Raw genomic sequence first — 11,156 nt, 5'->3', positions numbered from 1 at the left:
CCTACGCCGACTATCGCCGCCGCGCGGTGGCCGCGCTGGCCGAGGCGTCCGCCGGCATCCTGCGCCGGGCGGAGGCGGCCTGAGCGGCGGAACCGGGCGGATGCCCGGCCCCAGCGGGGACACCAGCCCCCTTCCGCGCCCCGAGGAGACGCGCAGCGCCCGCGTGGTGTTCTTCGCCTTCGACATCGCGGAGGCGGCGCAGATCCGCCGGATCGAGAGCATCCGCAGCCTCGGGCACGAAGTGGCCTCCGTCTCCTTCCGGCGGGACAACATGAACGCCCGCTTCGTGCCCGACTGGCCCGACCTTCCGCTCGGCCCGTCGAGCAACCGGCGGTATCTCCTGCGCCTCTGGCGGCTCATGCGCGCTATCCCGCGCGTCTGGCGGAACCGGGCGATCCTGCGGGGCAGCGACGTCTGTATCGCGCGCAACATCGACATGGCGCTCCTCGCGCTCGCGATGCGGCGGCTCGCGGGGCCGCGCGAGGCGCGCCTCGTCTACGAATGCCTCGACATCCACGGCCTCTTCACCCGGGCGGACGCGCTCGGCGCCGCGATGCGGTGGGTCGAGCGGCGGGTCCTCGCGGCGAGCGATCTCGTCATCCTCTCCTCGCCCGGCTTCCTGCGCGGCTACTTCGAGCCGGTCCAGCGCATCGCGACGCCGGTGGCGCTTCTGGAGAACAAGCTCTGGACCGGCACGGACGCCCTGCCCCGCCCCGTTCGACCGCCGCCGCGCAAGCCCGGCGCGCCGCTGGTTCTGGGCTGGGTCGGGTCGCTGCGCTGCGCGCGGAGCCTCGCGATCCTCGCGGGCGTGGCGCGGCACTTCGGACCGCGGATCGAGATCCGCTGTCATGGCAACGTCCATGCCCATGCCCTGCCGGAGTTCGATGCGGTTCTCGCCGCCCACAGGAACATCCGCCGCATGGGCGCCTACCGTTACCCGGACGACCTCGCCGCGATCTACGCGGGCTGCGACGCGGTCTGGGCGCAGGACCTCTGGCAGGCGGGCGGGAACAGCGACTGGCTCCTGCCCAACCGCATCTACGAGGCGAGCTATTTCGGCTGCCCCTCGATCGCGGTCGAAGGCACCGAGACCGGCCGCAAGGTCGCCGGGGACGGGCTCGGCTTCACGATCCCCGAGGCCTCGGCGGGCGCCCTCGCGACGCTGCTCGAGGCGTTGGGTCCGGACCGGCTGCGGGCGGTGTCGTCGGGCCTCCTCGCGCGGCCGGCCGCCGACTTCCGGCTGACCCCCGGCGAGCTTGCCGGGCGCCTTGCGCCCGTCCTGCCCGGGCCGCCGGGAATCGCCCCGTCGGCCGAGGGGCGGCTCGCGGGTTAAGCCCTCGGAAATCCGTGCAGAAGTGTCCCACGAAACAGGCAGAGCGCCGTTTCCTTGGGCAGCCCACGCCAGGCGTGCATGAATCCGCCGACGAAGGGGGGGCACCGCAACATCCTGCGACAAGGGGCGCCAGTGCCCCCAGATGTCGCGCGAACCAAGGGGGCACAGGGCCCCGATTCTGCGCCGCGGCACGGAAAAACCCAATGCGCACGGCGGAAGCCTGCCGGTCGCGCGGGCTGACACATAAAATTCGCTGCATTCGCGAAAGGGACTGTGCGATGAGTCCCCTCGGTGGGGGCCCAACGGAGGATTGGGCCATGTCGCTCGTCGACCAGGGCGCTTGTATCGAAACCGACACGAGCGCCGCCATGACCGTGCCCCAGCAGGGCGCGGCGCGGCTTCCGGAAAAGAAGGCCGTTGGGGGCGCCGTGAAACGCGCCGCGGACATCGTCATCGCGGGCTTCGCGCTGGCGGTCCTGTCGCCGCTCTTCCTGTTCACGGCGCTCATCGTCCGCGCCTCGGGGCCGGGCCCCGTGTTCTTCGGGCACGAGCGCGTCGGCCTCGGCGGACGCAGCTTCCGCTGCCTGAAGTTCCGCACGATGTGCGTGGACGCCGAGGAGGTGCTGCGCGCGCACCTCGCCGCCGACCCCGAAGCCGCCCGCGAGTGGGACGAGACGCGCAAGCTCCGCCGCGACCCCAGGGTGACGCCGGCCGGCCGCGTCCTGCGGGAGTACAGCCTCGACGAGCTGCCGCAGCTCCTCAACGTGCTGCGCGGCGAGATGAGCCTCGTCGGGCCCCGCCCCGTCGTCGCGCGCGAGCTGTCGCGCTACGGCAGCCGGGCGGTCCACTACCTCTCGGCGCGGCCGGGGATCACCGGGCTCTGGCAGGTCAGCGGCCGGAGCGACACGACCTACGAGGCCCGTGTCAGCCTCGACGCGCGCTACGTGACGGACTGGAGCCTCGCGGGCGACCTCGCGATCCTCGCGCGGACCGTGCCGGTCGTGCTGGGCGCGCGCGGCTCGTACTGAGGCGCGGAGTGGCCGCGACCGACACCACCGTCGAGGACCTCGCGCATCTGGGCGCGCGGCGGACGCGCGCCTCGGTGGCGGGCGTGGCGTGGAACCTGCTCGCCGTGGCGGTGTCGACGGCGCTGGCGCTCGGCGTCTTCCTCGTCACCTCGCGCGTGCTCACGCCGGCGGAATTCGGCGCGGTCGCGCTGGCCGCGGCGGTCGTCGCCATCGCCTCGATGGCCGTGCCGGCGGCCTTCGGCGAAGCCATCATCCAGAGGAGCGACCTGCGCCCCGCGCATCTCGACGCCGTGTTCCGGGCGACGATCGGGGTGGCGGTCGCGCTCTATGCCGCGCTCGCGCTCGGCGCGCCGCTGCTGGCCGAATGGCTCGGCACGGACGTGCTCGCCGCGATCCTGCCCGTCCTCGCGCTCCGCATCCTCTTCGACGCGGCGGCGGCGGTGCCGACCTCGCTCGTCGCGCGGCGGATGCAGTTCCGCTACACCGCGCTCCGCTCGACGCTCGCGAACGGCATCGGCGCGCTCGTCTGCCTCGGCCTCGTGCTGACGGGCCACGCGCTCTGGGCGCTGGTCCTGTCGCAGATCGTGAATTCCTTCGTGGCGCTCGTCGTCACCGCGCTGGCCGCGCGCTGGCGGCCGGGCCGGTCGGGCAGCCTCGCGGCGCTGGCGGAGCTGCGCTTCTTCGGGCTCTACGCGATGGGGGGACGGGTGCTGAACGAGGCGCGGCTCGACCAGTTCGCGCTCGGCCTCGTGCTGGGTGCGCCGGTCCTCGGGCTCTTCTTCTTCGCGCGACGCCTCTTCGCGATGCTGAGCGACGTGACGGCGGGCGTCTTCGCGCCGGTGACGAACGTGCTGATGGCGAGCCTCCAGGCCGAGCCGGAGAAGCGCCGCCGCGCCTTCCACCTGGCGAGCCTCGCCTCCGCCTCCCTCGCCTTCCCGGTCTTCGCCGGGCTCGTGCTCGTCGCGCCCACCGCCGTGCCGCTCCTCTTCGGGGCGCAGTGGACGGGGGCGGTCTTCGCGCTGACCTGTTTCGCGGCGCTCGGGCCGCTCGCCGCCATCGGGATCGTGCAGGGCGCGCTCATCCGCAACCTCGGCCACCCGGACTGGTGGTTCCGCTACCAGGCGGGGATGCAGCTGTCGTTTCTCGCCATCATCCTGGCGCTCCACCCCTTCGGCCTCGACGCGATCATGGCGGCGATGGTCGCCCGCGCGCTCCTGCTCTGGCCGCTCTCGCTGGAGAAGGCGCGCGGCCTCCTAGGCCTGTCGCGCGGCGCCTATCTCGGCAGCCTGCGCGCGCCTCTCCTCGCGACGCTCGCGATGGTGCCCGCCGTCCTCGCGCCGGGGTATCTCGCGCCGGACCTCGGCGGGGGGCCGCGCCTCGGGGTGCAGGTGCTCGCCGGGGCCACGGTCTACGCGGGCGCGCTCGCGCTCCTGGCGCGGAAGGAACTGGGGGAGCTTGTGCTCCTCCGCAACGCAAGGTCCGCCCCATGAAGCTGACGTATTTCCGGCACGACCCGCCGAATTTCGGGGACGAACTGAACGAGGGCCTCTGGCGGCACCTCCTGCCCCAAGGCTTCCTCGACGAAGACGAGGCGGAGCTGTTCTTCGGCGCGGGGTCGATCCTGCGGACCTATCCGGGCACGGGGATGAAGCATGTCGCGGGGTCGGGCTACGGCGGCTACTCGGCCCTGCCGGACATCCGCGACGGGACTTGGAACATCCTCTGGGTGCGGGGGCCGCTGACGGCGGCGCGCCTCGGCCTCGATCCCGCGCGCGCCATCTGCGACGCCGCGATCCTGCTGCGCGAGACGCCGCTTCCCCCGCCGGAGGAGGGCGTCGGCGCGGCCTTCATGCCGCATTTCGAGAGCGCCGCGCGCGGCGACTGGGCCGAGGTCTGCGCGCGGGCCGGCCTCGCCTATCTCGACCCGAGGGACGATCCGGCGCGCCTCGTCGCGCGCATCCGCGGCGCGCGCGTGGTCGTGACCGAGGCGATGCACGGCGCCATCGTCGCCGACGCGCTCCGCAGGCCCTGGGTGCCGGTCCTGCCCTTCCACCCGACGCACCGCATGAAGTGGGAGGACTGGGCCGCGTCGCTCGGCCTCGCGCTGCGCCGCGCGCGGCTGCCGCCCTCGAACCTGCGCGAGGCCTACGTGCTGGCGACCGGTCTCCAGGGCAAGGGTGCGCGCTCGGCACGGCTGGCGCAGGGGCGGGCGGTGGCACCGCTGAACGAGGCGTTGCGCGACCGCGCGGCGCGGCGGCTGATCGAACTGGCCGAACGGACGGAGCCGATGCTCAGCGCGGACGCCGCCATCGAGCGGGCGACCACGCGATGCCGCGAGGCGCTCGACGCCTTCGTGCGGTCGCGGACGGAGAGGGTGCGCGCGCTCAGGGCCTAGAGACGCTCGCCCGCCGGGCGGCGGTCGAGGAGCACGCCCAGAAAGAGCGGCGGCATCCGCAAGGGCAGAAGGGGATCGAAGGCCAACAGCCTGCGGAATGTCCCGAGCGGCGGAGGGCGAAGGCGGACGAGCATTCGCAGGAACAGGAAGGAATAGGCCCTGCGCGACCGACGCGCGCGGGATTTGGCATAATTCCTCCGCGCCTCCGTCAGGATTTCGTGGCGAAGGAGCTTTTCCGCGAATAGAAGCTCGCAGCCCAGACGCTCGACCGTGGCCGGGGAATTCCAGTCATGGGCGGAAAAGAAAAGGTTCACGCCCTGGCCGCAGGTGACGTTGACGCGCCAGGAGATCGCGACGCGCGCGCCCGCAAGCGCCAGCATCAGCCAGAACATGCGGTCCTCTCCCGCGCTGCGGAGGTCGGGGTCGAAGCGCAAATCCCCGATGGCGCCCGCGCGAAGCACGACGGTGGAGGTATGGCTGAGGTAGCTGACCGCGACGTCGTCGCAGAGTTCCTGCGGCGCGAAGCCCCGCACCGGCCCTTCGGGATCGACGACAACCGAGCGCGCGGCGAGACCGGCGCCCCCCCCGGCGAGCACCGGGAAATGCTCGGAAAAGAGCGCGTAGGTGCCGGGCCGGACGTTGTCGCAACAGTAGAAGTCGTAGCCATGACCGAGCGCGGCGATGGCGTCGGCGATATGTTGCGGGTGCCAGACGTCGTCGGAATCGAGAAAGGCGACGAGGTCCACGTCGCCATCCGCCTCGATCCGGTCGAGCGCGGCGTTCCGCGCCCGTCCCGGCCCGCCGTTCGCCTGTTCGATCAGCACGATCTCGAGGCGGGCGTGCCAGTCCGAAAGCTCCGTGGTTGCGGGCCGGGGCGAGCCATCGTCGACCACGTAGACGCGGAGCGCGACGCCCTCTGGCAGCACCTGCGCCGCCACGCCGCCGAGCGCGCGGGACAGGATGCCAGCCTCCCGCTGGTAGAACGGGATCACGACCCCGACGCGGCGGAACGCGCTCATCCGGCGGCCTGCGCGAGGATGGCGCGGAAGGTCGCGAACTGCCGGTCCGGGTCCATCTCGGGCCGCGCCGCGTGCGCCCTTGCCGCTGCCGACAGCGCGGCGTGGCTGGCCGGATCGGACCAGAGCCGCCGCACCTCCGCCACCCAGTCGGCGAGCGGCGCCTCCGCCGACAGGACGACGCCGCCGGGACCGATGGCCTCGGGCAGACCGCCGCGGTCCGACCCGATCACCGGCAGACCGCTGCACTGCGCCTCCGAGGCGACGCGGCCCCAAGCCTCGCGCCAGACGCCCGGGGCGAGGAGGAACCGGGCGCGGCGGAACGCATCGCGCACATCCGCCTTGCGCCGCTCGAACGCGACGTTCGGCAGGGGCGCGATCCGGCGCAGCAGGGCCGCGCGCGCGGCGGGCGAGAGAACCCAGCTCTCGACGAAGAGGAAGGGGATCTCGGGGCAGGCCGCCGCGATGGACAGCGCCCGGTCGAGGCCCTTTTCCGCAACCGGGTTGATGAAGAGGACGGCGCTTCCGTCGGTCTCGACCGCGAAGCGGGACGGGTCGACCGTCGGCGGGATCACGTGCGCCTCGATGCCGAAGGCCTCGCGGTAGGTGGCGGCGGTGAAGCGGGAATTGGCGATGTAGGCCGCGGCGCCCGCGCGCGACGGATCGCCGTCGAGTTCGGTGAACTCCACGTTGCGGAGGTAGAGCACGACCGGCACGCCCGCCGCGCGGAAGGCCCGCGCGATCGGCACGCTGCCACGGCACTGGACGACCGCGACGTCGGGCCTGGTGCGATGGGCGAAGACGCCGACAGCCTCCGCCGGGAACCATGTGCGGAAGGCCGGATAGCCGAGGTGCCGGTCCTCGGCGAAGGGCTCCCGCGCGAGCTTCAGCCTTGCCCGGGCCCGGAGGCCGAAGACGCCCTGCCCGTAGAGCGGCGCGAGGACCGCCGGCGCATCCCCGCGCGCCAAGAGCCGCCGCGCGAGATCGTCCGTGCTGCTCTGGACGCCGCCGGAATCCTCGGGCGGCAGGCCGTTCCCGCCCGCGAAGGCGACGCGGAGGGTGCGCGGAACGGCCTCGGCCTCGGGCGGGATACGGGTGGCGACGGTCATTTGGGGCCTCGGGGCGAAAAAGGGAACCGGATCGGCCCGAGAATAACGGGCCAATTCCGATTCTCGGACGTATTCTTTAGGAATTTCTTCCGAAATGTGGACATCGGCTCTTTTCTGCGCAGCCACGGGTCAGAATTGAGCGTAATGACGCCACTTCACCCACTCGGCGCCACGAACTCGCGGAATCGGACGATTTTCCGCGAGCGCTGCTCTATCTTTCATGCGGGGGCCGCCAATTCAGAAACGCGGATCGGGTTTTTCCATGACTGTTTCCAGAACGGAAGCCCCCACCCTGCCCGAAGCATCGGTCGCGGTCCTCATCGCCGCCCATGACGCCGCCGAGACGGTCGGCGAGGCCGTGACCTCCGCGCTGGCCGAGCGCGAGGTGGCGGAGGTCGTCGTGATCGACGACGCCTCGCGGGACGGAACGGCCGAGGCGGCGGAGGTCGCCGCGCGGGGCGATCCGCGCCTCCGCGTGCTGCGGAGCCACGGCAACCTCGGCCCGGCCGCCGCGCGCAACCTCGGGATCAAGGCGACGCGCGCGCCCTTCCTCGCCGTGCTCGACGCCGACGACGCCTTCCTGCCGGGTCGGTTCGCACGGCTTCCGGCGACGGAGGGCTGGGACCTCGTGGCCGACGACATCGTGTTCCTGCCGGAGGAGGCCTTCGACGCGGGCGCCCCGCCCGAGGGCGAGGGGCTGAGTGCGCTCGACCTCGCGGGCTTTGTTGCCGGCAACCTGCGGAACGGGCCCGACCGGGGCGAGCTCGGCTTCCTTAAGCCGCTGATGCGGCGTGACTTTCTCGACCGGCACGGGCTCCGCTACAACCCGGCGCTGCGCCTCGGGGAGGACTTCGACCTCTACGCCCGCGCGCTTGCGGCGGGGGCGCGGTTCCTCGTCTCGCACCGGACGGGCTATGCCGCGCGGGTGCGGGCGGGTTCGCTCAGCGGGCGGCACCGGACCGAGGATCTCGCCGCGCTCGAGGCGGCGGCGGCGCGGCTGCTGGCGTCGCTCGGCCCCGAGCACGGCGCGCGCCCGGTCCTCGCCCGGCTGCACCGGCAGATCGCGGCGCGCCATCTCCTGCGCGCCTTCCTCGACGCGAAGTCCGGCGCGGGGTGGGGCGCGGCGATGGGCCTCGCGCTCGCCCCGCCGTCGAACCTGCCGCCGATCCTGCGGGGCGTGCTGCGCGACAAGCTCGGGGCTCCGCCCCCGCCGTCGGCCGCGCCGCGCTACCTCCTCGGGACGCGCGGCGGGGCCAGCACGGCGAGGCCGTCCCGCGCGTAGACCAGGATCGCGATCATCAGGAGGGAGTGCAGGTTGAACTGGAAGTAGACCTGCACCTCGAGCGGCGTGACCGACAGCACCATCACCGCCGCCGCGGGAAAGGCCGCCGAGCGATGGTCGCGCGTCAGCAGCGCGAGGCGCAGCGCGGCGATCCCCGTCCAGAGCAGGAGCGTCGCCTGCATCCCGGCGCCGAGGATGCCGATCTCGACCGCGTTCGACAGATAGAGGTTGTGGAAGTTGAAGCCCGACCGGCTCTCGATACCGAACTGCGCCCAGAGGCTCTGGGCGAGCGGGTTGCCGCTGTGCCAGAAGGCCTGGTAGCCGGTGCCGAGCAGCGGGCGCGCGGCGATCTCGTCGAGCGCGACGCGCCAGAGATCGGTGCGCCCGGTGAGCGTGATGTCCTTGCCCGTCGTGTCGAGGACGAAGGCCGCGAGCGCGTCGATGTTCGCGGCGACGACGACGCCGAGGGTCGCGGCGGCAAGGACCGCGAGCGCCGTCACTGCCACCTGCACCCCGAGCCCGAGCGGCCGCACCGCGCGCAGGAGCGGGTAGGCCGCGAGCCCCGCCACGAGCGAGAAGAGCGCGCCCATCGACTGCGCGAGGACGGCGGCCCCGATGCCCGCCACCGCGGCCCCGAGCGCGGCTGCGCGCATGCCGAGACCTCCGGGCCGCGCCACCAGCCCCGCCGCCAGCACGGCCAGCAGCGCCGCTGCACCGCCCATCGCGTTCTTGCTGCCGTAGTAGCCCGTCAGCGCGCCTGTGTCCGCGCGGTAGGACCCCGTCGTGACGCTCGCCAGCACGATGGCGAGCTGCACCCCGCAGAGGAGGACGAGGAAGCGCCCCGGCGGCAGGCGCCGCGCGATCAGGATGGCGATGACGAAGGTGGCGAAAAGCTGCACGCCCGCTCGCAGCGTCTGCGCCGGCACCTCGGACCAGAGGGTGCTGACGAGGCAGTAGGCGGGCAGGATCAGGACGAGGCGGAACTCCGACAGGTCCATGACCGAGGCCGCCGGCCTGAGCGCGAGGAGCAGCATCCCCGCCGCCAGAAACCCCAGCGCGGCGAGCGAGCCCACCACCGGCTCGGCCACCAGCGCGGCCAGCGCGGAGCCCGCGAGCAGCCGGTCCACGTCCGGCAGACGCCCGCTGAAGCGGCCGAAGACCTCCGCCCGCGCCGTCATCCGCCCTCGCAGAGGATGGATTGCGGGAAGTGGCAGGGCGCGCCGAGCGGCGTGAAGGCGATCCAGTCGATCAGCGTCTCTGCGGGCAGAGCGGTGGGGTCGAAGGGGCCCATCCAGTCCGGGAAACTGTCGCTGCTCCAGAGGCTCGCGTAGATCTTCTGCGGCGGTTCGGGCAGGGACGCGCCGGGCGGCGTCCGGTGGACCTCCTCCCCGTCGAGGAACCAGACGATCCCGTCCGCGTCCCAGGTGAAGGCGTAGCGGTGGAAGCCCGCGTCGGAGGGTGCGGAGAGGGGCGCGTCGCCGCCATGCATGGGCGTGCCCTCGACATATGTGTTGAAGGTCGCCCGGACCGTGTCGCGGAGCAGGATCTCGACGTCGATCTCGTGATGCGTGCGGCCGTGGACCGGGCCGATGTAGGTGAAGAAGGCCGCGTTCAGCCCCGATCCCGCGCCGGTGCGCATCGCGATCTCGTAGGTGCCGTGGCCGAGTTCGGCCCGGCTCTGGATCTCGCCGCATCGGATCGTGCCGTCCGGGGCGGCGTGGATGCCGAGGACGAGGTGCCCGTTACGCACCGACACGGCCTCCCGCGACCAGGCGCAGTTCATCCAGTCGCCGTTGCTCCATCCGTCCGACACGAACCATCGCTCGGGCCATCGCGCGCGGTCGAGGTCGTCGAACCCGTCGAAGAAACCCTGCCCCGCAGCGGGCGCGGCGGAGAGGGCGAGAAGGGCGGCGAGCGCGGGTCGTCGGGTGAAAGGCATGAACCGCGTGCTCCCGCTGAAACAAGGCGATTGCAGGGCAGCTTGCCGCGCGGCGCAGCGTTTCAGCAGGGTTCCGCCGATCCATGCCGCGGTGCGGAAAGGACTCGCCCGACGCGACCACCGGCCCTAGCGTCGGCGTCGGGTGGCGGCGTGCAACGCCGGGCGGCGGAGGCCCCCGGCCCTCGGCAAGGACCGCCCATGCCCCAACAGGACCTCGTCTCCGTCGTCATGGCCTTCCACAACGGTGCGCCCTACCTGCGCGACGCCGTGGCCTCGGTTCTCGGGCAGACGCATGGCAACCTGGAACTCCTCCTCTGCGACGACGCCTCGACCGACGAAAGCCCGGCGATCGCCGCGACGCTGGCGGCCTCCGACGCGCGCGTGCGGCTTCTGCGGGGCGGGGCGCGGCGCGGGCCCGGGGCCGCGCGGAACCTCGGGCTCGAGGCGGCGCGGGGCGACTGGATCGCCGTCGTCGATGCCGACGACCTGATCCATCCGCGCCGGATCGCGGGGCTGCTCGCCGCCGCCCACGCCCTCGGCGCCGATGTGGTCGCCGACGACCTCGTGCGCTTCGGGGCCGAGAGCGGGCGGACGCTCCTCGCGCCCATGGGCCTGACGGGGCCCTGGCGGCCGGATGCGCGCGCGCTCCTCCTGGCCGAGACGGGGCGGCCCGCCGTGCCGGTGGGCTACCTCAAGCCGATGATGCGCCGGACGGCGCTCGGCACCCTGCGCTACCGGGACTTCATGACGGTGGGCGAGGATCTCGACCTGCTCCTGCGACTGGTCCTGTCGGGCGCGCGCGCCGCCGTGCTGCCGCGGCCCTGGTATCTCTACCGGCGCCACCGCGCCTCGGTCTCGCACCGGCTCGTCCTCGCCGATGTCGCGGGGATGGAGCGCGCGCTCGCCCTGCTGCGCGCCGAGATGCCGGGGGCCGAGGCGGCGCTCGGCCCCGCCCTCGACGACTGGCGCGCGCTCGTCGCGCGCTCGGCCGGTTTCGCCGCCCTCGTCGCGGAGCTGAAGGCGCGCAACATGGCGCGGGCCGGGCTGCGCCATG

10 protein-coding genes are annotated in these 11,156 nt (G+C 73.1%); 6 read left to right on the top strand and 4 right to left on the bottom strand.

Annotated elements, in window-relative coordinates:
* Positions 1–100: 100 nt before the first annotated feature.
* The 4 genes from ACTS11_RS18340 (at position 101) to ACTS11_RS18325 (ending at position 4,756) form a co-directional block, all read left to right on the top strand.
* On the top strand, positions 101–1,333 hold the full coding sequence (locus ACTS11_RS18340; RefSeq protein WP_442641730.1) for a glycosyltransferase: 1,233 nt from the start codon (positions 101–103) through the stop codon (positions 1,331–1,333).
* A gap of 317 nt (positions 1,334–1,650) precedes the next feature.
* Positions 1,651–2,361, top strand: a complete 711-nt coding sequence (locus tag ACTS11_RS18335; RefSeq protein WP_442641729.1) for a sugar transferase — start codon at positions 1,651–1,653, stop codon at positions 2,359–2,361.
* A gap of 8 nt (positions 2,362–2,369) precedes the next feature.
* Complete coding sequence (locus ACTS11_RS18330; RefSeq protein WP_442641728.1) at positions 2,370–3,851, top strand: oligosaccharide flippase family protein; 1,482 nt, start codon at positions 2,370–2,372, stop codon at positions 3,849–3,851.
* Positions 3,848–4,756, top strand: a complete 909-nt coding sequence (locus ACTS11_RS18325) for a polysaccharide pyruvyl transferase family protein (protein WP_442641727.1) — start codon at positions 3,848–3,850, stop codon at positions 4,754–4,756. Before ACTS11_RS18330 ends, ACTS11_RS18325 begins: the two co-directional genes overlap by 4 nt.
* Here ACTS11_RS18325 and ACTS11_RS18320 read toward each other — a convergent pair.
* Both ACTS11_RS18320 and ACTS11_RS18315 read right to left on the bottom strand, forming a co-directional pair.
* Positions 4,753–5,775, bottom strand: a complete 1,023-nt coding sequence (locus ACTS11_RS18320) for a glycosyltransferase family 2 protein (RefSeq protein ID WP_442641726.1) — start codon at positions 5,773–5,775, stop codon at positions 4,753–4,755. The genes ACTS11_RS18325 and ACTS11_RS18320 overlap by 4 nt on opposite strands.
* Complete coding sequence (locus ACTS11_RS18315; RefSeq protein WP_442641725.1) at positions 5,772–6,881, bottom strand: glycosyltransferase; 1,110 nt, start codon at positions 6,879–6,881, stop codon at positions 5,772–5,774. The genes ACTS11_RS18320 and ACTS11_RS18315 overlap by 4 nt, the downstream gene beginning before the upstream one ends.
* A 262-nt stretch (positions 6,882–7,143) precedes the next feature.
* Between ACTS11_RS18315 and ACTS11_RS18310 the strand changes: the two genes are divergently transcribed.
* Positions 7,144–8,163 (top strand): glycosyltransferase family 2 protein, encoded by a 1,020-nt coding sequence (locus tag ACTS11_RS18310; RefSeq protein WP_442641724.1) that lies wholly within the window; start codon positions 7,144–7,146, stop codon positions 8,161–8,163.
* Here ACTS11_RS18310 and ACTS11_RS18305 read toward each other — a convergent pair.
* Positions 8,109–9,341, bottom strand: a complete 1,233-nt coding sequence (locus ACTS11_RS18305; protein ID WP_442641723.1) for an O-antigen ligase family protein — start codon at positions 9,339–9,341, stop codon at positions 8,109–8,111. The two genes, ACTS11_RS18310 and ACTS11_RS18305, sit on opposite strands and share 55 nt — an antisense overlap.
* Positions 9,338–10,102, bottom strand: a complete 765-nt coding sequence (locus ACTS11_RS18300) for a family 16 glycosylhydrolase (protein ID WP_442641722.1) — start codon at positions 10,100–10,102, stop codon at positions 9,338–9,340. The genes ACTS11_RS18305 and ACTS11_RS18300 overlap by 4 nt, the downstream gene beginning before the upstream one ends.
* Positions 10,103–10,300: 198 nt before the next feature.
* Between ACTS11_RS18300 and ACTS11_RS18295 the strand changes: the two genes are divergently transcribed.
* On the top strand, positions 10,301–11,156 hold an 856-nt coding region (locus ACTS11_RS18295), incomplete at its 3' end, for a glycosyltransferase family 2 protein (RefSeq protein ID WP_442641721.1).

The organism is Roseicyclus sp. (assembly GCF_052168335.1).
In the GTDB taxonomy this organism is placed as follows: Bacteria; Pseudomonadota; Alphaproteobacteria; order Rhodobacterales; family Rhodobacteraceae; genus Roseibacterium.
This window is presented reverse-complemented; position numbering and strand designations above follow the sequence as displayed.

What these genes read in the sequence shown, in the direction of transcription:
- ACTS11_RS18305 (WP_442641723.1), bottom strand. Translation starts at nt 9,341, where the DNA reads ATGACGGCGCGGGCGGAGGTCTTCGGCCGCTTCAGCGGGCGTCTGCCG.
- ACTS11_RS18325 (WP_442641727.1), top strand. Translation starts at nt 3,848, where the DNA reads ATGAAGCTGACGTATTTCCGGCACGACCCGCCGAATTTCGGGGACGAA.
- ACTS11_RS18315 (WP_442641725.1), bottom strand. Translation starts at nt 6,881, where the DNA reads ATGACCGTCGCCACCCGTATCCCGCCCGAGGCCGAGGCCGTTCCGCGC.
- ACTS11_RS18300 (WP_442641722.1), bottom strand. Translation starts at nt 10,102, where the DNA reads ATGCCTTTCACCCGACGACCCGCGCTCGCCGCCCTTCTCGCCCTCTCC.
- ACTS11_RS18335 (WP_442641729.1), top strand. Translation starts at nt 1,651, where the DNA reads ATGTCGCTCGTCGACCAGGGCGCTTGTATCGAAACCGACACGAGCGCC.
- ACTS11_RS18310 (WP_442641724.1), top strand. Translation starts at nt 7,144, where the DNA reads ATGACTGTTTCCAGAACGGAAGCCCCCACCCTGCCCGAAGCATCGGTC.
- ACTS11_RS18320 (WP_442641726.1), bottom strand. Translation starts at nt 5,775, where the DNA reads ATGAGCGCGTTCCGCCGCGTCGGGGTCGTGATCCCGTTCTACCAGCGG.
- ACTS11_RS18340 (WP_442641730.1), top strand. Translation starts at nt 101, where the DNA reads ATGCCCGGCCCCAGCGGGGACACCAGCCCCCTTCCGCGCCCCGAGGAG.